Here is a 21,882-nt window from a genome sequence, read left to right as displayed (position 1 = left end):
CCGTCCGGTTTTACTGTGCTTAACAAGGCTGCTCCTCTTTGATGAGCAGCCTTTTTGTTAACTGCTGTCGGGCTGTGGCGGGGTAAACAGGACTCAATGATTGCTTAACCGGATTCCCCTTCCGATAATGCGGGAGTGATTTTCACCGAGTAGCCTGTTGTAGGTGATCGCACCAGGTAACCCAGACACTCGACAATACGGGAGTGAAAAAATGAACAATCGCAACTGGTTGCTGGCCCTGTCACTGAGTCTGGCCCTATCGCCCTGTTATGCCGACTGGGCCAAGCTCAAGTCCGCTGCGTCCGATCTGGGCGCGGCAGTGAGCGAGACCGGCAAGGAGGTGTGGCAGGATGTCAGCGATTTCTCCAAAAAGAGCTGGGCCTCCATCTCGGCCTGGGGGGAGGATGCCTTCAATACCGCCGGAGTCTGGACCGACAAGAGCATCGCGACCGGCAAGGAGTGGCTGAAGGCGGCCGACAAGGAGCTCGACGAGATGCTCAACCCCAAGACGGCGAAAGAGGCGAGGATCGCGCTCAATACCATGGCCGACACTGCGCTGATCCGGTTGTTCAACGAGCAGCCATCAGCCAAGTTGTTGTTTGACAAGGCTTATGGCTATGCGGTGTTCGATTCGCGCAAGTTCTCCCTGATGCTGCATACCAATCAGGGGGCCGGGGTGGCAGTCAATCGCAAAACCGGCAAGCACACCTATATGAAGATGTTTGGGGCAGGTCTGGCGGCCGGGATTGGTGGCAAGTTCTATCAGCAGGTGATCCTGTTTGAAGACAAGGCCAGATTCGATGCCTTTGTGACCCAAGGGTGGGAAGCCACCTCCGAAGTGGGTGTGGTGGCCGGCAAGGAGAGCGCCGAGCTGACCGCCAAATACAACGGCGGCATGGCCATCTACCAGATTGGCGAGAAAGGCTTGCTGCTCGATGCCAATATCTCCGGCTCCAAATACTGGATCGACAAGGAGCTGACCCGGTAAGGCCACACAGGAAGGGAGCGTCCTCGTTCTGTATGACAGGAGCTCTTCATCGGGTTGTAGTGCGCTGGTATTGCTGCAACCCTTGCCCTGACTTGTTTTTATTGTTTGGCATTATAATTGCTTGTTGGCTGTCAGCGTCAATGATTTGTCTGGGGATGAAAAATGGAAATTAGTGCAAGCAGCCTGATGCAAGAGATGCAGGCACTCAAGATCGAAGCAGGCGCAACACCGCTGGCACAACCCGGTCGTCAGGTAACCTCCGATTTTGGTCTGCTGCTGCAGCAGGCGCTTGGCAATGTCAACGAGCTGCAAGGCGCCGCCAATGACCTGCGCACCCGTTTCGATATGGGCGACAAGTCGGTGGATCTTGCCGAGGTGATGATCGCGGGCCAAAAATCGTCCATCGCCTTTGAAGCCACGGTACAGGTGCGCAACAAGATGGTCGATGCTTACAAGACCATCATGAACATGCCGGTATAAGGGATCTCAACGAATCATGGCGACTGGGCATCATGAACATGTCAGCAATAAGGACATAAATCGTGGCTACTGACCAAAACGGCGAGCTGCTGATAAACGATGAGGGCTCCGCCGCTCTCGATGAAAATGAGCAGAAGAGTTCAGCGCTGGGCTTTTTGTCTAATACCGATGTGCTGCGTCAGATCACCCTGATCCTGGGGCTTGCTATCTGTCTGGCCATCGCCGTTTTCATCCTGCTGTGGGGCAAGGAGCCGGATATGCGTCCCCTTGGCACCTACACCACCCAGGAGTTGGTGAAGACCCTCGATTTCCTCGATCAGCAGAAGATCCCCTATGAAGTGGATGGCAAGAGCGTCCTGGTCAGTGCCGAAAATTATCCAACTATCCAGTTGGAACTGACTCGTGCCGGTTTGGCCAATGTAGCCGATGCAACCAACGGTGGTGAAGAGATCCTGCTGAAAGATTCGAGCTTCGGTGTCAGTCAGCGGATGGAAAACGAGCGTCTGAAGCTGAGCCGGGAGCGCCAGCTGGCGAGTGCTATCGAGCAGTTCCAGAATGTGGCCAAAGCTCAGGTGTTGCTGGCTGTTCCAAAAGACAACGTGTTTGCTCGCAACGAGCGCAAACCCAGTGCCACTGTTGTACTCAATCTGAAAGGGGCTGCGCTGGGGCAAGGTGAGGTGGACTCTATTGTCGATATGGTCGCTTCCGCTGTGCACGGTCTCGAACCGACCCGCGTGACTGTCACAGATCAGAATGGCCGCCTGCTCAACTCAGGCTCGCAAGATCCACTCTCTGCCCAGACTCGCAAAGAGTTTGCCATGCAGCAGAAGCAGGAGTTGGAGTACAAACAAAAAATTGACGCCATCCTGATCCCGGTGCTGGGTGCTGACAACTATACGGCGGAAGTGGATCTCTCCCTCGATTTTTCCCAGCAGGAGCAGACCCGAAAAACCTACAATCCCGACCTGCCTGCGGTGCGCTCCGAGATGACCCTGGAAGAGAACAGCGCCAGCGGTAGTAATGGTGGCGTGCCCGGTTCCCTCTCCAATCAGCCTCCAGCTGCCTCCACTATTCCCGAGCAGGTCACGACCACTGCTGCTGATGGTACCACTACAGTTGCTGCTGGTCGCTCCCGCAAAGAGGCGACCCGCAACTTCGAGCTGGATACCACCGTCAGTCATACCCGCCGCCAGATGGGGGGCATTCGCCGTATGACCGTTTCGGTTGCCGTGGATTATAAGGCGGTGCCCGGCGCAGATGGGGCCGTGACCCGTGAGGCCCGTAGCCAGGCGGAATTAGATACATTGCGCCGTTTGCTGAGCGGTGGTCTTGGCTTTGATGTGACTCGTGGTGATACCCTTGAGGTGGTCGCCATTCCGTTTAACCGCCCCGAGCTGGAAACGGTTGCCGATCTGCCCATCTATGAGCAGCCTTGGTTCTGGCGCGCGGTGCGCATTGCCGCATCGGTACTGGTGATCATCGTCTTGATCGTTACAGTGGTGCGCCCCATGCTCAAGCGACTGCTCTACCCGGATGCCAAACCGGAAGGAGAGCTCGACTTTGACAACCATACTGTGCTGGGTGGCGACGATGAACTCAGTTTGCTGGCGGCACAGGCCGAAGCAGAACCTGTATTCGGACTGCGCGATGGCCAACTGAAATTGCCTGATCTGCACCGTGACGAAGACTTGCTCAAGGCGGTCCGTGCACTGGTGGCGAACGAGCCTGATCTGGCCGCTCAGGTCATTAAAGAGTGGGTAGCGAACAAAGATGCCTGAAGAAAAGAAGAGTCAAGTCACCGGCAATGACATCACCGACAGTCAGCGCCAGATCCTCGACCAGATGTCGGGAATGGAGATGGCTGCGGTACTGATGCTGAGCCTCAATGAAGATGATGCCGCCCAGATATTCCGTCATCTCGAGCCCAAGCAGGTGCAGCGGCTCGGCATGTCGATGGCCTCCATGTCCGACTTCAGTCACGATCGGGTGGCGGCGGTGCACCGTCAGTTCATCGACGATATCCAGAAGTACACCAACATCGGTATCGGCAGCGAAGACTTCGTGCGCAAGGCGTTGGTGGCGGCGCTTGGCGAGGACAAGGCGAGCAACCTGGTGGACCAGATCATTCTCGGTTCCGGCGCCCGCGGCCTCGATTCGCTCAAGTGGATGGATGCCCGTCAGGTGGCCAGCATCATCCAGAACGAACACCCGCAGATCCAGACTATCGTGCTCTCCTATCTGGAGCCGGAGCAATCCGCCGAGATCCTGAGCCAGTTCCCTGAGCAGGTGCGCCTTGATCTGGTGATGCGTATTGCCAACCTCGAAGAGGTGCAACCGGCGGCCCTGCAAGAGCTGAACGACATCATGGAGAAACAGTTCGCCGGTGCGGCCGGTGCCCAGGCAGCCAAGATGGGCGGCCTGAAGGCAGCCGCCAACATCATGAACTACCTGGATACCAATATCGAAGGCCAGCTGATGGACTCCATCCGCGAGTCGGACGAAGAGATGAGCCAGCAGATCCAGGATTTGATGTTCGTGTTCGAGAACCTCATCGATGTGGACGACCGCGGCATCCAGACCATGCTGCGGGAAGTGCCGGGGGATCTGCTGCAACGCGCCCTCAAGGGCTCCGACGATCAGATGCGTGAAAAGATCTTCAAGAACATGTCCAAACGGGCGGCGGAAATGCTGGCAGACGATCTGGAGGCCATGGGGCCGATTCGGGTCTCCGAAGTGGAAGCGGCCCAGAAAGAGATCCTCTCCATCGCCCGTCGCCTGGCGGATGCCGGCGAGATCATGCTGGGTGCCGGTGGCGGTGAGGAGTTCCTCTAAGCCATGGCCCATAAACAGAACCTCGATGTCAAGCCCGCATCCGGCAGTGGCGAGGAGCCGCGCAAAGCATGAACAACAAACTGCGTGGTTACGTGCGCCCCGAGGGCGATGAGGCCCGGGTTGAGACCTGGGGCTGGCCCGAGATGGAGGTGGATGCAGTGGCCGAGAGCAACGCCCTCGGTCTTGCCCCCGGTTGGTATCAGCAGGAAGAAGAGGTCGTTGAGCCGGAGCCCGAACAGGTGCCAACCCCCAGCATCACCGCCGAAGAGCTTGAGGCGATCCGTCAGACCGCCTGGGAAGAGGGGATGGTGGAAGGGCGTGAGGCCGGTTTTGCCAAGGGTCAGGAAGAGGGCAAGCTGGAAGGATTGCAACAGGGCCACAGTGCCGGTTTCGAACAGGGGCGTGAAGAGGGGCTGGCCATGGGCCGCGAGCTGGTGGAGCAGGAGATCGCCCGTTGGCAGGGGCTCGCCGCCCGCCTTGCCAATCCGCTTAACGAGCTGGATCAGGCGGTGGAGCAGCAGCTGGTCTCGCTGGTGATGCAACTGGCCCGCTCGCTAATTTGTCACGAAGCAGAAACCTCCCCCCGCATTCTGTTGGAGGCGCTCAAGGAGGGGCTGGCCTTGCTGCCAGCCGCCGAGCAGGGGGTGACCCTGATGTTGCATCCCGACGATATCGCGCGAATCGAGCTGGCATTTGGCGCCGAAGAGTGCGCCAAGCGTCATTGGCGATTGCAGAGCGATCCCACCCTCTCTCCCGGCGATCTGCAACTGGCCACCGAACTCTCCAGCATCGATTTGACCCTCTCCGGGCGCATCGATCAGTTGCTGCGCAACTTCTTGCGGGACAATGCGTCGCAGAAACCGGCTTCGCAGGACTCACGCCCATAACCGATGCTGGACCTTGTCGTCCGGCTGCACTTTTTAGCTTCCAGGAGGCCAGATGAGCCGCTCGCTACTGAACCGGTTGCAAGGGTACAAGGTGCGCGACAGCGCCCCCAAACCGCCGGTTGCCGGTAAGTTGACCCGGGTGGTGGGGCTGACACTCGAAGCCATCGGCTGTCGTGCCGCCATCGGCGCACTCTGCCGTATCGATACCCTTGATGGCACGCTGGAGGCTGAAGTGGTCGGTTTTTCCGGCGATCGCCTCTATCTGATGCCGAGCGAGCAGCTCAAGGGGGTGATCCCTGGTGCCCGGGTGGTGCCTATCACCGAAGAGCACGGTATTCCGGTCGGCATGAATCTGCTTGGTCGGGTGATCGACGGCATCGGCCAGCCACTCGATGGTCTCGGCCCCATTCTCTCCTCCCAAACGGTGCAGTTTGCCCAGCACCGCATCAATCCGCTTGCGCGTCGCCCCATTCATCAGCCGATGGATGTCGGGGTGCGTGCCATCAATGCGGTGCTGACCGTCGGGCAGGGTCAGCGGATGGGGCTGTTTGCCGGCTCAGGCGTCGGTAAATCGGTGCTGCTCGGTATGATGACCCGCGGCTCGGTAGCCGATGTGGTCGTGGTAGGGCTTATCGGCGAGCGGGGGCGCGAGGTGAAGGAGTTCATCGAGGAGATCCTGGGCGAGGAGGGGCGTGCCCGTTCTGTGGTGGTGGCGGCTCCCGCTGATGCCTCACCGCTGATGCGTCTCAAGGGGTGTGAAACCGCACTGGCCATTGCAGAGTATTTCCGCGATCAGGGGCTCAACGTGCTGCTCTTGATGGATTCGCTGACCCGTTATGCCCAGGCCCAGCGTGAAATCGCGCTGGCGGTGGGCGAGCCACCGGCGACCAAGGGCTATCCGCCCTCAGTATTTGCCAAATTACCGGCGCTGGTGGAGCGGGCTGGCAACGGCAGTGATGGCCAAGGCTCCATCACAGCCTTCTTCACCGTACTGACCGAGGGGGATGACCTGCAGGACCCCATCGCCGATGCGGCCCGGGCGATCCTCGATGGCCACATAGTGTTGTCCCGTGAGCTGGCCGATGCGGGCCACTATCCGGCTATCGATATCGAGAAATCTATCAGCCGGGTCATGCCTATGGTGACCTCGCCTGAACATATGGGGCTGGCACGCACCCTCAAGCAGTTCTACTCCCTCTACCAGCAGAACCGGGATCTCATTACCATCGGCGCCTACAGCCAGGGGGCTGATCCGCGTATCGACCGCGCCATCATCCAAAAACCCTATCTGGATCAGTTCTTGCAGCAAGGGATGCGCGAGGTCATTCCCTACGATGATGGCCTGCAAGCCTTGCAGATGGTGGCCATGCCACTGATGCGTTGATGATGGTCGGAAACAGAGAGGTCGACGATGAGTAAAGGGTTGGTATTGTTGGCCGATCGGTTGGTGGAGGCGGAGCAGCAGTGTGCGCTGGCGCTGGCGAAGGCGCAGCAGGATCTCAAGTTGTTCATGGATCAGCAAAATGCCCTCAACCAGTACCGCCAGATCTATCACCAGCAGTGGACAGATCGCGGCCTGCTGGGGATTTCCCCCCAGCAAAACAGCCAGTATCACGCCTTTATTAACAAGCTTGAACAGGCGGCGACCCAACAATACGAAGGGGTGTTGCAGGTGCGTCAGGCCCTCGATCTGCGCCGTGAAGAGTGGCTGGCAGCCCAGCAGCGGCGCAAGGCGGTAGAGCTGTTGCTGGAGAAGCAGGCGAGCCGCGAGCAGCAGAAAGCCCAACGTCAGGAGCAGAAGATGCTGGATGAGTACGCCATCTTGCGACGCTTTCATCAATCTGGCCTGTAACTTGCTTTGATCTGGACATTGTCGGCGGCCATCTCTTGGGGGGCCACCAGAATTCAGGGATCCCATCATGATGCAGACACTGTTGACACAAACGCCTTCGGCTCCGGCCAACGGGTTGGACAAAGCGCCTCTGAGCGGTTCCGTCGAGAGCAAAAGTATCGATGGGGGAACCGGCAGCGACAGCAAGGGGGATTTCGCCACCCTGATTGCCAAGGCTCAGAGCAGCGAACAGGGCGCCGCCGAGGCCACTCCGGGCGGTAACCATGTCCGCTCAGCCAAATCTTTGGCGACCGAGAGCGCCTCTCCCAAAGAGGAGAGCGGCAAGGAGCAGGATCCTGACGCCGATAACAAGGTGGAGGAGGTCCCTGCCACCGACTTTCTGCTGCGCCTGCAAGACTCCCTCAAGCTCGATACCTCGCTAGTGACTCCCCAGCTGGCGGTGGCGGCCCAACAGAGCGCCACTGCGGTAGACGGCAATCCGTTGCCGCAAGAGGGTGAGCTGGAGGGGATTGTGCTTGATGAAAGCGAGCAGACCCCAGCCGCAGCCAGGATTGCCCAACAGCTTGCCGGTCAGACCGGGGCGCAGTCGCCGCTGGCGACGACCGCCAACTCGACTCCAGAAACCACCGTATCCTCCTCAGCGGCGCGAGTAGTGGCGCAGGGCGATGCCTCTGCTGCCGTTCTCTCCTCTGAAGGTGAAGATGCCGCCACTACTGCGGATGGGCAGTCCGGGGAGAAAGCTTCTGCCAAGGGCGAAACCCTCGGAGCAGATGGCAAGCAGACCAAGCCCCTCACAGGGGCCGAGCGAATGGCCCTGCTGGCCAAGGTGCTGCCGGTCGATGAGTCGGCAAGCACCGCCAAATCCGTGGAGTCTCTTGCAACCAAAGAGACTGGCGACAGCAAATCCGATCTCTCCGCCAGCAATGCTTTGACTAACAAGGGGCAGGCGACGCAAGCCGCAACTCAAGGGGCCGCGCTCAAGGCCTTCAATGAGGGGCTCAAACAGCCTGAGGCGGGTGCTGCAACCACTTCCGCAACTGCGGATGGAAGTGGGGTAGCTGGCAAGGGGGCAGAAAAGAGTGCCGCCGAGGGTAGCCAGCAGCCAGCCACCGCCGCCAATCAAGGTTCGGCGCCCGTGACGACGGCGCAAAGTGCCGCAGAAAGTGCCGCAGCTCAGGGCAGCGTGACGGCAAATGCGACGACTCAGACCGATAGCGCTGCCGCCCCGGTGATGGTGGCGCCGCAGCAGATGTTGGCGCAGGCCGAATCTCAGGGGCCGCAAGCGCCGCTGTCGACCATTTCAGCCGGTATCAAGCAGATGGAAGTAACGGGCACCGACGAGGTGCGAAAAGCGGTGTCGCTTGAGGTGAAACCGAAGGCCGGTGAGGCGGAGAAGGGCCTGGTTGCGACGACATCGAGTAGCGAGAGCAGCCCGAGCCAGACCGTTCAGCATGGCCAGAACAGCCAGACTCAGCCACAGGTGGCCGATAGCCGGGCGCCTGCCGCTGAGACGACGCAGCGCCGTGAGCCGCTGAATTTACCCCATTTGAAACTGGCCAGTCAGGAAGCGCCTGCCGAATTGCACCAGAAGGTCAATGTGATGCTGGCTGAAAAACTGCAACAGGCGGAAATCCAGCTCGATCCCCTCGGCCTTGGCAAGATGAAGATCCAAATCCAGATCGGGGCCGACAGCCAGGCCAACGTTCATTTTGTGGTACAACATGGACAGACCCGCGAGATGCTGGAGCAGGCGATGCCCCGGTTGCGTGACATGCTGGCAGGGCAAGGGATCCAGCTTGGCCAGACCCTGGTGCAGCAGCAGTCGCAGCAACAGCAACAGCAACAGCAACAACAGGGCCAGCCGACCTTTAACGGGCAGGGTCAGCAGGGGCAGAGTGGTGGTCAGTTACGGTCAGGTAACGGGTTGGTTGAAGGAGAACTCACCACTTCCAACCTCGGTTTGCTGGTGGAATCGACAAACGGTTCCGGAATTGATTTCTATGCTTGATGCAATCCCGAGTAAGTTTATGATATCGAACAAGTTTGAGACTAGGGTGGACAAGGGATGGCTGACGATAACGAGTTGACGCTAAAAGACCCGGCTGCGGGCAAGAAAAAGAAGCTGATCATTATCATTGCCCTGGCGGTTATTTTGCTAGGTGCGGGGGGGGCGGGCGCCTGGTTTATGCTGTCTGGCTCAGATACGCCCCCTGCCGAAGCTGCGGAGGGTGGCGAGGCCAAAACCAAGGTGGAAGCGCCGCAACCCTCCCTGTATGTAGGGATGCCGCGTCCCTTTGTCTTCAACGTTGCGGGAGCCCAGCGAGATCGTCTTGTGCAGATCAAGATACAGCTGATGGTGCGCGGTACCGCCGATGAGACGCTAGCCAAACAGAATATCCCCCTGATTGAAGGCACCTTGCTGCGGGTATTCAGTGCTGCCAGTGCCGAACAGCTGATGACCTTCGAAGGCAAGGAGAAGCTGCGCAAGGATTCACTGGAAGAGTGCCGTCGGGTACTCAAGGATCTGGTCTCTTCCCCCGTTATCGAACAAGTGCTGTTTACCGGCTTTGTAATGCAGTAGGTGAAGCGTGAGCGATCTGTTAAGTCAGGACGAAATTGATGCCCTCTTGCACGGTGTTGATGATGTCGAAGAGGAAGAGATTGGCTCGGCGGGGGATCCCGGTGTCGCCCAGTTCGACTTCTCCTCCCAGGACCGCATCGTCCGTGGTCGCATGCCGACGCTGGAGCTGGTGAACGAGCGTTTTGCCCGCCATATGCGGATAAGCCTGTTCAACATGATGCGTCGCACCGCCGAGGTTTCCATCAACGGCGTGCAGATGCTCAAGTTTGGCGAGTATGTCCACACCCTGTTTGTGCCGACCAGCCTCAACATGGTGCGCTTTCGCCCGCTCAAGGGGACGGCGCTCATCACCATGGAGGCCAGATTGGTCTTCATCCTGGTGGAGAACTTCTTCGGCGGCGATGGTCGCTATCACGCCAAGATTGAAGGGCGCGAGTTCACCCCGACCGAGCGACGGATCATCCAGATGTTGCTCAAGCTGGTATTTGAGGATTACAAGGATGCCTGGGCGCCGGTGATGGACGTGGGCTTCGAATATCTCGACTCCGAAGTGAACCCGGCGATGGCCAACATCGTCAGCCCGACCGAAGTGATCGTGGTCAGCTCGTTCCACATCGAGCTTGATGGTGGCGGCGGCGATTTCCACGTGGCCATGCCCTACTCTATGCTGGAGCCGATCCGTGAGCTGCTGGATGCCGGTGTGCAGAGTGATAAGGGGGATACCGATGTGCGCTGGAGCAAGGCGCTGCGTGACGAGATCATGGACGTCAAGGTGGAGCTGCGGGCCAAGCTGCTTGAGACCGAACTCACCCTGCGTGAACTGATGGAGCTGCGACCCGGTGATATCATCCCTGTCGAGATGCCGGAAAATTTGCTGGTCTATGTCGAGGACTTGCCCACCTTCCACGCCAAGATGGGCCGCACCAAGGACAATGTGGCGCTCAAGATCATCGACAAGCTCAAGCGCCCGGATGGGGTCAAGACTGAGATGCATCTGGTCACCCGGGGCGGGGTGCGAATTGATGGCGAGGCCGAGCTGGAAGAGCTCGAGCGCAGCATCGAAGATCAACAGCGATAATCGACAGTTTGTTACGGTAAACGGTCACGAAGTAGCATAAGGAAACAAGATGAGCGGAACTGAGGAAGAGGATCTGATGGCTGATGCCTGGGCTGCGGCTCTGGAGGAGCAGGTGACGGCGGAAGCCAAGCCAGCCCCGCTGGAAGAGTTGAAAGATGATGCCCCCATCAGTGCCGAGGAGCGGCGCAAGCTCGACACCATTCTCGATATTCCGGTCACTATCGCCATGGAGGTGGGCCGCAGCCAGATCAGCATTCGCAACCTGTTGCAGCTTAACCAGGGCTCGGTGGTGGAGCTGGATCGGGTCGCAGGCGAGCCGTTGGATGTATTGGTCAATGGCACCCTGATCGCCCACGGCGAGGTGGTGGTGGTGAACGACAAGTTCGGTATTCGCCTGACCGATGTCATCAGCCAGATTGAAAGGATCAAGAAGCTCAAATGATGCGCCTCCTGTTGTTATTGCTGTCTGTTCCGGCCTTTGCCGAGACGGCGGCATCCGCCACTGCGCCCACTCTGAGTTCCTGGTTGCTCTCCAGTCTGATGGTGATAGGTCTCATTCTGGTGCTGGGCTTTTTGCTCAAGAAGAGCAAGCTGGCGACCGCAATGGGTGGCGGCCAGATGCGGGTCATCGCCTCGTTGCCCGTGGGTTACAAAGAGAAGCTGATGGTGGTCAAGGTGGGCGAACAGCAGTTGCTGGTCGGCGTAACACCGCAGCAGGTCAACTTTCTCTACCGGCTGGAGGAGCCGCTCGATGAAAATCAGCCGCAGGCGTTTTCCCAGCAGCTTGGCAAATTGATGGGCAAGCATGAAAAAAGCTAACGGCTTATGGCTGAAAACGGGGCTGCTGGTCAGCCTGCTGATACCACTGTTTTGCTCTTGGCCTGCGCTGGCACAGGACGCCATGTCGGCGGTGACTGTCAAGACCATGGGGGATGGCTCTCAGGAGTACAGCCTGACCCTGCAAGTGCTGGCGCTGATGACCGCGCTCTCCTTCTTGCCGGCCATGGTGATCATGATGACCTCGTTTACCCGCATCATTGTGGTGTTGGGTATCTTGCGTCAGGCGATCGGTCTGCAACAGAGTCCTTCCAACCAGGTGTTGATCGGCATCGCCCTCTTCATGTCGTTCTTTATCATGTCGCCGGTGTTGAATCGCATCAATGATGAGGCGTTGCAACCCTATCTGGCGGAGACCATTCAGGCAAAGGAGGCTCTTGAGCGGGCCGAGTTGCCTATCCACCAGTTCATGCTGGCCCAGACTCGGCTCAAGGATCTCAATACCTTTATGGAGATCGCCAACGTGCAGGTGGAGAAACCTGCCGATGTGCCGCTGCGAGTGTTGATCCCGGCATTTGTCACCAGCGAGCTGAAAACCGCCTTCCAGATAGGTTTTATGCTGTTCTTGCCGTTCCTGGTCATCGACCTGGTGGTCGCCAGTATCCTGATGGCGATGGGGATGATGATGCTCTCGCCGATGATCGTCTCGCTGCCCTTCAAGTTGATGCTATTTGTGATGGTGGATGGCTGGAACCTTATTCTGGGGTCGCTGGCCAACAGTTTCGGACTGGGTGCCGGTTAGCCGGTCGAGCGCAAGGAGCCCGAACATGAGTCCTGAAACCTTTGTCGACGTCTTTCGCGAGGCGCTCTGGCTGGTCAATATCATGGTGTGTGCCGTGATCCTGCCTGGCCTGATTGTTGGCCTGATTGTCGCAATCTTTCAGGCCGCCACCTCCATCAACGAACAGACCTTGAGCTTTCTGCCTCGTCTCATTGTGACGCTGTTTGCGTTGGGGGTTGGTGCCCACTGGGGTCTGCAGAGTCTGATGGACTTCTTCGTACAGATGGTCAGTCAAATATCCGAGGTGGTGGGATGACTTACACAACCGCTCTGATCATGGAGTGGTTATCTTCTATCCTCTGGCCGCTGGCGCGGGTGAGCAGCCTGCTGATGGTGATGACGGTCTTTGGCAGCCGCCTCGTCCCTGCACGGGTACGGATGGGACTGGCTCTTGCCATCACTTTTCTGATTGCCCCGCTGTTACCGAAAATGCCCCCCATTGAACTCTTCTCTGCCGCCAGTTTTCTGGTATTGGGCCAGCAGTTGTTGATCGGCATCGCCCTTGGCCTGATGACCCAGTTTCTGATGGAGAGTTTTGTGATGGCCGGTCAGGTCATCGCTATGCAGACCAGTCTCGGCTTTGCCACCCAGGTGGATCCGATGAACGGCCAGTCGGCCCCCGTGGTGGGACAGTTCTATCTGATGCTGGCAACCCTGGTGTTTCTGGCACTGGACGGTCATCTGGTGATGTTGCAGTTGGTGATCCTCAGTTTTGAGACCTTGCCGGTGTCGGACATCGGACTCACTTTACCTGCCATCCGTACTCTGAGCGGTTTTCTCGGTGTGATGTATCAGGCCTCACTGGTGATGGCGCTTTCTGCCATCATCGCCTTGTTGCTGATCAACTTTGCTTTTGGTGTGATGACCCGGGCGGCGCCGCAGCTCAACATCTTCAGTATCGGCTTTGCGGTCAGCATGATGTCGGGTTTGCTCATCCTCTGGCTCACTATCGGTGGGTTCCTCGGTCACTTCGACATCATGTGGGAGCGGGTGCAGGAGGTCAGTTGCGAGCTGATCAACACCCAGTGCTTCGGGGGCGCTCATGGCTGATACCGACCAGGAACGTACTGAACAACCCACGGGCAAACGACTGCAACAGGCCCGTGAAAAAGGGCAGATTGCACGTTCAAAAGAGTTGGGGACCGCCAGCGTTCTGCTCTCGGCGGTCTTTGGCCTGTTAATGCTCAAGGGCTCGCTGGCTGCCGCCATGGTCAAGGTTGTCACCATGGGCTTTACCCTGGAGCGGGAGCAGGCGTTCGAACCCAATGCCATGATCGCTATAGTGCCAACGCTGCTGGGGGAACTGGTGCTGCCACTGGGGCTTTTGTTTGCGCTAGTGGCGATTGCTGCCTTTATTGGCAATACCTTGATGGGGGGGATGAACTTCTCCACCGAAGCAATGATGCCCAAGATGAGCAAGCTGAGTCCACTGAATGGACTCAAGCGAATGTTTGGGGTGCAGTCGCTGATCGAGCTGGTCAAATCCATCGCCAAGGTGGTGTTCATCACCCTGTTTGCCTGGTGGATGTTATCCAGCCAGTTCAATCATCTGCTTAACCTCTCCATGGAGGGATTTCCCGGCGGCATCATCGATGCGCTGGAGCTCTTTCTCTGGATGCTGATCATCCTCTGCTGCGCCCTGCTTCCCATTGTTGCCATCGATGTGCCGTTCCAGCATTGGAATCACATGCGTCAGCTCAAGATGACCAAGCAGGAGGTGAAGGACGAATACAAGGAGAGCGAAGGTAAACCCGAAGTGAAAGGGCGGATCCGGCAGTTGCAGATGCAGATGGCGATGCGCAGGATGATGGGAGATGTACCCAAGGCTGATGTGGTGATCACTAACCCGACCCACTACTCGGTGGCACTCAAATATGACGCCGGCAAACCCGGTGCTGCCCCCAAGGTCGTGGCCAAGGGTACCGACGAAATTGCAATGAAGATCAGAGAGATTGCCAGAGAGTACGAGGTCCCCATCATGCCGTCACCGGCCTTGACCCGGGCAATTTACCACTCAACCGAGTTGGGGCACGAGATCCCGGAAGGGCTGTTTGCGGCGGTTGCCCAGGTGCTCGCCTATGTTTTCCAGCTCAAGAAGTTCCGCCGTGGTCAGGGGCGCCGTCCGCAGCCTCTGGCTAAAGATCTCCCCATTCCGACCGAATATCGGAAATGACAAAGTTCTGACACTGTCAAAATAAATCCATTGTATATCAATACATTGCATTGTTGGCTTGATGTTTGCTTTAATCTGGCAACAGCACGTTGAAATTGAGAAGAGCAATGGAATTCAAGGCAGTATTGGGCCGGTTCAGAGAGCACCGGGGAGTATTGAGTAAAGGCCTTGGTACCCCTCTGCTGGTATTGGCTGCGCTCGGCATGGTGGTGCTGCCCATCCCGCCGCTGATGCTGGATGTGCTCTTCTCGTTCAACATAGCCCTCTCCATCGTGGTGCTGCTGGTATCCGTCTATACCCGCCGTCCCCTCGAATTTGCTGCCTTTCCGACCGTACTGTTGCTCGCGACCTTGTTGCGCTTGGCGTTGAACGTTGCCTCGACCCGGGTGGTGTTACTGGAAGGTCACAATGGCAGTGCAGCGGCCGGTCATGTGATCGAGGCGTTCGGTAACGTGGTAATCGGCGGCAACTATGCGGTCGGTATCATCGTCTTTACCATACTGATGATCATCAACTTTGTGGTCATCACCAAGGGTGCTGGCCGGATCGCGGAAGTGAGTGCCCGTTTTACCCTGGATGCGATGCCGGGCAAACAGATGGCCATTGATGCCGATTTGAACGCCGGCCTTATCAATCAGGAGGAGGCGAAGAAGCGCCGGCAAGAGGTGACTCAGGAGGCAGACTTCTATGGCTCCATGGATGGTGCCTCCAAGTTTGTCAAAGGGGATGCTATTGCGGGCATCATGATCCTCTTTATCAACATCATCGGCGGCTTCATCATCGGGATGATGCAACACCAGCTTACCTTCAGCGAATCGGCCGAGATCTATACCCTGCTGGCCATCGGTGACGGTCTGGTGGCGCAGATCCCCTCTCTGCTGCTCTCCATCGCCGCCGCTATCATTGTGACCCGTCAGAATACCGATCAGGACATGGGCACCGCAGTACTGGGTCAGCTGTTTGACAATCCCAAGGCACTGATCATCTCTGCCGGCATCCTGCTTATGATGGGGCTGGTGCCGGGGATGCCACACTTCGCCTTTCTGAGTCTGGGGGCGCTCGCCGCCGCTGGCGCCTGGTGGTTGCTGCGCCGCGAGAAACTGGCGGCTGCCAAAGCGGCCAAGGGCGAGCTGCTGCCCGCCACTGCCGAACAGCCTTATGAGCAGAAAGAGCTGAGCTGGGACGATGTGCAACCGGTGGACATCATCGGGCTGGAAGTGGGCTATCAGCTGATCCCGCTGGTAGATCGCAATCAGGGTGGTGAACTGCTCAACCGGATTAAAGGGGTGCGCAAGAAACTTTCGCAAGAGTTGGGCTTTCTGGTCCCCGCCGTCCACATTCGCGACAACCTGGATCTGGCACCTAACCAGTATCGCATCACCTTGATGGGGGTCTGTACCGGCGAGGCCAATGTCTATCATGATAAAGAGATGGCCATCAATCCGGGGCAGGTATTTGGCCAGATCCAGGGGATCGCCACCCGGGATCCCGCCTTCGGACTGGAGGCGGTCTGGGTTGCCAAGGAGATGGTCTCTCAGGCACAGACTCTGGGTTATACGGTGGTGGATACCGCAACCGTGGTGGCTACCCATATGAGCCAGATCCTCACTAATCATGCAGCTCTGTTATTGGGCCATGACGAGGTACAACAACTGCTCGACATGATTGGTAAGCATCAGAGCAAGCTGGTTGAAGGGCTGGTGCCGGAAGTGATCAGCATGGGTAATCTTGTGAAGGTGTTGCAGAATTTGCTCAATGAAGGCGTGCCAATCCGCGATATGCGCACTATTCTGCAGACCCTGGTTGAATACGCGCCGCGCAGTCCGGACCCCGAAGTGCTCACCGCCGCTTGCCGGATTGCCCTGCGTCGCCTGATTGTGCAGGAGATTGCAGGACCCGATCCCGAGTTGCCAGTGATTACCTTGGCACCTGAATTGGAACGTATATTGCATCAATCCCTGCAGGCCGGCGGCGGTGATGGAGCCGGTATTGAACCGGGTCTGGCAGAGCGGATGCAGCGCTCGCTGGTGGAGGCCACTCAACGACAAGAACTGGAAGGCCAGCCGGCCGTGCTTCTGACATCGGGGATCTTGCGCAATACCCTGGCGAAATTTGTCAAGAATGCCATTCCTGGATTGCGGGTTTTGTCTTATCAGGAAGTGCCCGACGACAAGCAGATCCGCATCGTCAGTGCGGTAGGGCAGAACTAGTTAGCGGAGACGACGGGTGAAGATTAAGCGGTTTTTTGCCAAGGACATGCGAACGGCTCTCGCCGAGGTCAAGGAGACCCTCGGGCCTGATGCCGTCATCATGTCCAACAAGAAGGTCACCGGAGGGGTAGAGATAGTTGCTGCTGTCGATTATCAATCCCAGGTTCCGGGGCCCAAAGATGCGCCGGTTCGCCGTCAGCTGAACGATGAGAGTGTCAATATTTCGTCTGCAGCACGGCAGATGAACCGCCCCGAGCCGATATCGACGAAGGCGCAAAATGAACATTATGCCGATACCCTGGCCGCCTTGCTGGCGCGCCAGCAGAAGCTCAAGCCGGGCAATGCGGCGCCAATGGACAATAGCCAATCAGCCGGTCTGGCCGCTGGCAATGCAGCGCCGAAAACTCTTGCCGAACAGGGGCAGTGGGGGGCTGCGCCCGAACCTGCCAAACCTCGGGCTCGTGCCACATCCACTTCTCCTCGAGCCCCCCAATCCAATCAACGGGATCAGGAGATGGAGGGGATGCGCAAGGAGATGGCCAGCATCCGCAAATTGCTTGAACACCAGATCTCCGGACTGATGTGGCAAGAGGTGGAACGCCGTGAACCGATGCGGGCACTGTTGATCAAGGAGCTCAAAAAATTAGGCTTTGACGATGCATTTGCCGATCAACTAGCGGGACTTATTCCTGAAGATATGTCCATCCATCAGGCGATGGCCCAGTTGGCCGAAGTGTTGACGGCCCAGCTCAAGATCAGCGAGGACGAGATTTTACGTCAGGGGGGCGCAGTTGCATTGTTGGGGCCGACCGGGGTGGGAAAAACCACCACTATAGCCAAGTTGGCGGCCCGTTTCGCCATGAAGTATGGCGCTGATCAGGTGGCGCTGATCACCACCGACAACTACCGGATTGGTGCCCATGAACAGCTGCAGACCTATGGCCGCATCATGGGTTGCCCGGTACGGCAGGTGCGTGATGCCGAAGAGCTGGCCAATGCCCTTTATCAGTTCCGCCATCGTCGGTTGGTACTTATCGATACGGCCGGGGTTGGCCAGCGGGATATCCGGCTGACCGAGCAGCTCGATACCCTGGTCAAGAATGCCAAGGTGCGGATCCGCAGTTATCTGGTGATGTCGGCAACTTCCCAGCGTCGGGTGATGCAGGAGGCGGTTGACCATTTCCGGCGTATTCCATTAAGCGGCTGCATACTTACCAAATTGGATGAAAGTCTGAATCTGGGCGAAGTGATTAACGTGTGTATCCAGAATTCATTGCCCATCAGCTATATCACTGACGGACAAAGGGTTCCGGAAGATATTCAGGTTGCCAATGCGGCGCAGCTCGTCGGGGCTGCCATGGGCTCGCTGGAGCGAGAAACAGAGGAGCCCTATTTCTGGGGTGCAGGCTTTGGCGAGGCCGAAGATTCGGAGTTTTATGAGTAACATGTATATGGATCAGGCGAGTGGTCTGCGCAAAATGCGTCAAAACAATCGAGTAAAAGTAATCGCCGTTTCCGGTGGTAAAGGTGGCGTGGGCAAGACCAACGTGACCCTGAACGTGGCCGGAGCGATGGCCGCCCAAGGCAAGCGGGTGATGGTGCTGGATGCCGACCTAGGTCTGGCCAACGTCGACGTCATGCTTGGGCTGCGGGTTCATCGCAACCTCTCTCATGTCCTGGCGGGTGAATGCACCATCGACGACATCATCGTCGAAGGCCCTTACGGCATGATGATCGTACCTGCGACCTCGGGCACCCAGTCCATGGTCGAGCTTTCTCCGGTGCAGCATGCCGGGCTTATTCGCGCTTTCAGCGAGATGAAGACCCAGGTTGACATTTTGCTGGTGGATACGGCAGCGGGGATCTCCGACATGGTGCTGAGCTTCACCCGTGCAGCTCAGGACATCATGGTGGTGGTTTGTGATGAGCCGACTTCCATCACCGATGCCTACGCTCTCATCAAAATCCTCTCCAAGGAACACGGTGTGTTTCGCTTCAAGGTTGTGGCCAATATGGTGCGCAGCCTGCGCGAAGGGCAGGAGCTCTTTGCCAAATTAACCCGGGTAACGGATCGTTTCCTCGACACTTCGCTGGAACTGGTTGCCTGTGTTCCTTATGACACTAACCTGCGCGCCGCAGTACGCAAGCAGAAACTGATTGTCGAGGCGTTTCCCAAGTCGCCGGCCGCACTGGCGTTTAGGGCCCTTGCCAACAAGGCGGCGAGCTGGCCGGTTCCCAACCAGCCGGGCGGCCATCTGGAGTTTTTCCTGGAAAATTTGTTGCAGAAACCGGCCACAACACAGGAAGGTTCCCGTGAATAAAGCCCAAGCGTACTTGCGTCATCAGGATTCCTACGTGCTGGTGGAGCGTCATGCTCCTTTGGTCAAGCGAATTGCCCAGCATTTGTTGGCTCGTCTGCCCAGCAGTGTCTTGCTGGATGACCTGATCCAGGCAGGTATGATTGGGCTGCTTGAAGCCTCCCGTAACTTTGACGGTAGCAAAGGAGCCAGTTTCGAGACTTATGCAGGGATCCGCATCCGTGGCGCCATGCTGGATGAGATAAGGCGTGGTGACTGGGTGCCACGTTCCGTGCATCGCAACAGCCGGGCTATCGCAGAAGCGATTGAAAATGTCGAGCAGACCCACGGGCGTGACGCGCGGGATACCGAGGTTGCTGCCGAGATGGGGGTCTCCATCGCTGAGTACCATGCGATGCTGCAAGACGTCTCTTGCGGAAAAATTATCGGCATAGAGGATTTGGGGGTCAGCGAGGATGTGATCGGCAACCCTGATGATTCCCCTTCTGGCTCAGGATTCGATCAGTTGGCGACCGAGCGATTTCAGATTCAACTATCCGAGCAAATTGGTCGGCTACCAGAGAGAGAGGCTTTGGTTCTTTCTCTTTACTACGATGAAGAGCTGAATTTACGTGAAATTGGCGAGGTTTTGAATGTTAGCGAGTCGCGTGTCAGCCAGATCCACAGTCAGGCAATGCACAGATTGCGTGCTCGTTTGAGAGATTGGCATCTATAAGTGTTTGTACTGGCTACACTGAGATGAAACTCTGAGGCATAATCCGCACGACACAACCCGTTTTTAGCATCATGTAAGTGAGCCACTCTGGTGGCTATTTAGGAGGGAATTTTGGACAAGAACATGAAAATCCTCATTGTTGACGATTTTTCAACGATGCGCCGGATTATCAAGAACTTGCTGCGCGACTTGGGATTCAACAATACCCATGAGGCGGATGACGGCAATACAGCGCTGCCGATGCTCAAAAATGGAGACTTTCAGTTTGTTGTTACCGACTGGAACATGCCTGGCATGCAAGGCATCGATCTGCTTAAAGCCATCCGTGTCGATGAGAAGCTCAAGCATCTGCCAGTACTGATGGTAACGGCTGAAGCTAAACGTGAGCAGATCATTGAGGCCGCCCAAGCTGGCGTCAATGGTTACATCGTCAAGCCATTCACCGCTGCAACGCTCAAAGAAAAACTCGACAAAATTTTCGAACGCATTGGTTAAGGAGTGGCAGGGATGATGGCCAAAACGAGAGCAATGATTTCGCTCGACCAGGCAAGGATGCTTGTTGCTCATCTGGAGCAAGGCGAATTTGAGCTGGCCGATGAACTGCTTGCCGATGTATGTGCTCCCAATGCAGCCGATCTGTTTGAAAAAGTTGGTCAGCTGACTAGACAACTGCATGATTCACTTCAAGAATTTCGTCTAGACCCCCGTATTCCCGATTTGGCTACTCATGATATTCCTGATGCACGGGAACGTTTGAGCTACGTTATCGATATGACCGACAAAGCGGCCAATCGCACCATGGATGCGGTGGAGGCCAGTTTGCCGATAGCAGATCGTCTGAATGATAATATCCAGATGGTGATGCCGAACTGGAATGCGCTGATGTCCCGCGACATGAATGTCGGACAGTTCAAATCCTTATGCCATCAACTTGATGATTTTATTAAGGCTTCAGAGTCTGATGCCGATAAATTACGGCAACTGCTGACAGAGATCCTGATGGCACAAGATTTTCAGGATTTAACCGGTCAGATGATCCGCAAGGTCATCAAGCTTGTTCAGGAAGTTGAAACAAAATTAATAGAAATGCTGACCATGTTTGGTGAGCACTCTGCTGAGCATTCAACCCGTAGTATTCCTGTCAACGGGATTGAAGCAGAGGGCCCGATCATGAACCCCGAGGCTCGTGCCGATGTGGTCAATGGTCAGGATGATGTGGACGATCTGCTGTCTAGCTTGGGATTCTAATGGAGTGACGCATGGCCTTCGAAGTTGATGAAGACATACTGCAAGACTTTCTGGTCGAAGCATCCGAAATATTGGAACAGTTGTCTGAACAACTGGTCGACTTGGAAAAGCGGCCCGATGACAAGAACCTGTTGAATGCCATCTTTCGTGGTTTCCATACCGTGAAAGGGGGTGCTGGTTTTCTGTCGCTCGGTGAACTGGTTGATGTATGCCATGGCGCTGAAAACGTGTTCGACATATTGCGCAATGGCAAGCGAACCGTTACGGCAGAGCTGATGGATGTGATCCTGCAAGCGCTGGATGCCATCAATGTCATGTTTGCTCAGGTTCAAAACCGCGAAGCGCCTAGCCCTGCGTCAGATGATTTACTTCATGATCTCCATGAGTTGTGCAAGCCGGAAGGGGAAGAGCAGCTACGCACTGCTACCAGTGCGGCTGCAGCTGTAGAATCTGAACCTGCAATATCGGTAGTTGAAGAGGTTGTTCCCGAAGTTGTTGAATCCGCAGCTATCAACAGTGAGTCAGCTCCTGTCAATGGTGGCGGTTCCATCGATGAAATATCCGCAGATGAATTCGAGCGTCTGCTGGATGAGCTTCACGGTGTGGGGGGAGCTCCGACCAAGGGCTCTGCAGCAGCTCCGATAGCGGGTGGGTCTGGCGATATCACCGATGATGAGTTTGAGGCCTTGCTGGATCAGCTCCATGGCCAGGGTCAGCACATGGGGGCGCCAGAGGTGAATCCTCTGAAGTCGGTGCAAAAAGAGGTGGACGAGCTTATCGATGATGATGAGTTTGAGCGTCTGCTTGATGAATTGCATGGCCGTGGCCAAGGGCCTCAGAGTACTCTGGCACCTGCGGCACCTGCGGCACCTGCGGCACCTGCGGCACCTGCGGCACCTGCG

General features: G+C 57.1%; 23 protein-coding genes. All 23 read left to right on the top strand.

All coding sequences use genetic code 11. From position 1 onward, the window contains the following. Window positions 1–211: 211 nt before the first annotated feature. On the top strand, window positions 212–988 hold the full coding sequence (befA, locus tag ACRAUW_RS07285; protein WP_431361746.1) for a beta cell expansion factor BefA: 777 nt from the start codon (window positions 212–214) through the stop codon (window positions 986–988). 162 nt (window positions 989–1,150) lie between these two features. Continuing rightward, complete coding sequence (gene fliE, locus ACRAUW_RS07280) at window positions 1,151–1,468, top strand: flagellar hook-basal body complex protein FliE (RefSeq protein ID WP_005353687.1); 318 nt, start codon at window positions 1,151–1,153, stop codon at window positions 1,466–1,468. A 62-nt stretch (window positions 1,469–1,530) separates the two neighbouring features. Next, window positions 1,531–3,246, top strand: a complete 1,716-nt coding sequence (gene fliF / locus ACRAUW_RS07275) for a flagellar basal-body MS-ring/collar protein FliF (RefSeq protein WP_431361745.1) — start codon at window positions 1,531–1,533, stop codon at window positions 3,244–3,246. After that, the gene (gene fliG / locus ACRAUW_RS07270) at window positions 3,239–4,300 is read left to right on the top strand and encodes a flagellar motor switch protein FliG (RefSeq protein ID WP_431361744.1); all 1,062 of its coding nucleotides are present in this window, start codon (window positions 3,239–3,241) and stop codon (window positions 4,298–4,300) included. The genes fliF and fliG overlap by 8 nt, the downstream gene beginning before the upstream one ends. A gap of 68 nt (window positions 4,301–4,368) precedes the next feature. Further along, window positions 4,369–5,187, top strand: a complete 819-nt coding sequence (gene fliH / locus ACRAUW_RS07265; protein ID WP_431361743.1) for a flagellar assembly protein FliH — start codon at window positions 4,369–4,371, stop codon at window positions 5,185–5,187. A 52-nt stretch (window positions 5,188–5,239) separates the two neighbouring features. Next, the gene (gene fliI, locus ACRAUW_RS07260; protein WP_431361742.1) at window positions 5,240–6,571 is read left to right on the top strand and encodes a flagellar protein export ATPase FliI; all 1,332 of its coding nucleotides are present in this window, start codon (window positions 5,240–5,242) and stop codon (window positions 6,569–6,571) included. Between the two features lie 27 nt (window positions 6,572–6,598). After that, on the top strand, window positions 6,599–7,039 hold the full coding sequence (gene fliJ, locus ACRAUW_RS07255; RefSeq protein ID WP_431361741.1) for a flagellar export protein FliJ: 441 nt from the start codon (window positions 6,599–6,601) through the stop codon (window positions 7,037–7,039). A gap of 67 nt (window positions 7,040–7,106) precedes the next feature. Further along, on the top strand, window positions 7,107–9,047 hold the full coding sequence (locus ACRAUW_RS07250; RefSeq protein WP_431361740.1) for a flagellar hook-length control protein FliK: 1,941 nt from the start codon (window positions 7,107–7,109) through the stop codon (window positions 9,045–9,047). A 57-nt stretch (window positions 9,048–9,104) separates the two neighbouring features. Next, window positions 9,105–9,620, top strand: coding sequence for a flagellar basal body-associated protein FliL (fliL, locus tag ACRAUW_RS07245; RefSeq protein ID WP_431361739.1), 516 nt, complete (start codon window positions 9,105–9,107; stop codon window positions 9,618–9,620). Window positions 9,621–9,627: 7 nt separating this feature from the next. Beyond that, window positions 9,628–10,698, top strand: a complete 1,071-nt coding sequence (gene fliM, locus ACRAUW_RS07240) for a flagellar motor switch protein FliM (protein ID WP_431361738.1) — start codon at window positions 9,628–9,630, stop codon at window positions 10,696–10,698. Between the two features lie 49 nt (window positions 10,699–10,747). Continuing rightward, window positions 10,748–11,140, top strand: coding sequence for a flagellar motor switch protein FliN (gene fliN, locus ACRAUW_RS07235; RefSeq protein ID WP_005298791.1), 393 nt, complete (start codon window positions 10,748–10,750; stop codon window positions 11,138–11,140). After that, window positions 11,137–11,517, top strand: coding sequence for a flagellar biosynthetic protein FliO (gene fliO / locus ACRAUW_RS07230; RefSeq protein ID WP_431361737.1), 381 nt, complete (start codon window positions 11,137–11,139; stop codon window positions 11,515–11,517). Before fliN ends, fliO begins: the two co-directional genes overlap by 4 nt. Further along, window positions 11,504–12,277 (top strand): flagellar type III secretion system pore protein FliP, encoded by a 774-nt coding sequence (gene fliP / locus ACRAUW_RS07225; protein WP_431361736.1) that lies wholly within the window; start codon window positions 11,504–11,506, stop codon window positions 12,275–12,277. Before fliO ends, fliP begins: the two co-directional genes overlap by 14 nt. A gap of 25 nt (window positions 12,278–12,302) precedes the next feature. Continuing rightward, window positions 12,303–12,572 carry a flagellar biosynthesis protein FliQ gene (gene fliQ, locus ACRAUW_RS07220; protein WP_431361735.1) on the top strand — a complete coding sequence of 90 codons (270 nt, stop codon included), beginning with the start codon at window positions 12,303–12,305 and terminating at the stop codon, window positions 12,570–12,572. Continuing rightward, the gene (gene fliR, locus ACRAUW_RS07215) at window positions 12,569–13,366 is read left to right on the top strand and encodes a flagellar biosynthetic protein FliR (protein ID WP_431361734.1); all 798 of its coding nucleotides are present in this window, start codon (window positions 12,569–12,571) and stop codon (window positions 13,364–13,366) included. The genes fliQ and fliR overlap by 4 nt, the downstream gene beginning before the upstream one ends. Continuing rightward, window positions 13,359–14,489: a flagellar biosynthesis protein FlhB gene (gene flhB / locus ACRAUW_RS07210; protein ID WP_431361733.1), complete on the top strand. Its 1,131-nt coding sequence runs from the start codon at window positions 13,359–13,361 to the stop codon at window positions 14,487–14,489. The genes fliR and flhB overlap by 8 nt, the downstream gene beginning before the upstream one ends. A 107-nt stretch (window positions 14,490–14,596) precedes the next feature. Further along, window positions 14,597–16,699: a flagellar biosynthesis protein FlhA gene (gene flhA / locus ACRAUW_RS07205; RefSeq protein WP_431361732.1), complete on the top strand. Its 2,103-nt coding sequence runs from the start codon at window positions 14,597–14,599 to the stop codon at window positions 16,697–16,699. A gap of 16 nt (window positions 16,700–16,715) precedes the next feature. Further along, the gene (gene flhF / locus ACRAUW_RS07200; protein WP_431361731.1) at window positions 16,716–18,143 is read left to right on the top strand and encodes a flagellar biosynthesis protein FlhF; all 1,428 of its coding nucleotides are present in this window, start codon (window positions 16,716–16,718) and stop codon (window positions 18,141–18,143) included. A gap of 1 nt (window position 18,144) precedes the next feature. After that, on the top strand, window positions 18,145–19,020 hold the full coding sequence (locus tag ACRAUW_RS07195) for a MinD/ParA family protein (protein ID WP_431361752.1): 876 nt from the start codon (window positions 18,145–18,147) through the stop codon (window positions 19,018–19,020). After that, window positions 19,013–19,732, top strand: coding sequence for an RNA polymerase sigma factor FliA (locus ACRAUW_RS07190; protein WP_431361730.1), 720 nt, complete (start codon window positions 19,013–19,015; stop codon window positions 19,730–19,732). The genes ACRAUW_RS07195 and ACRAUW_RS07190 overlap by 8 nt, the downstream gene beginning before the upstream one ends. Window positions 19,733–19,855: 123 nt before the next feature. Continuing rightward, window positions 19,856–20,227, top strand: a complete 372-nt coding sequence (gene cheY / locus ACRAUW_RS07185) for a chemotaxis response regulator CheY (RefSeq protein WP_005334709.1) — start codon at window positions 19,856–19,858, stop codon at window positions 20,225–20,227. 12 nt (window positions 20,228–20,239) lie between these two features. Continuing rightward, window positions 20,240–20,980 (top strand): protein phosphatase CheZ, encoded by a 741-nt coding sequence (locus ACRAUW_RS07180; protein ID WP_431361729.1) that lies wholly within the window; start codon window positions 20,240–20,242, stop codon window positions 20,978–20,980. An 11-nt stretch (window positions 20,981–20,991) separates the two neighbouring features. Then, window positions 20,992–21,882, top strand: an 891-nt coding sequence (locus tag ACRAUW_RS07175) for an Hpt domain-containing protein (protein ID WP_431361728.1), incomplete at its 3' end; no start/stop codon positions are given.

The sequence above is a fragment of the Aeromonas sp. genome (assembly GCF_050633025.1).
GTDB lineage: Bacteria > Pseudomonadota > Gammaproteobacteria > Enterobacterales > Aeromonadaceae > Aeromonas.
This window is presented reverse-complemented; position numbering and strand designations above follow the sequence as displayed.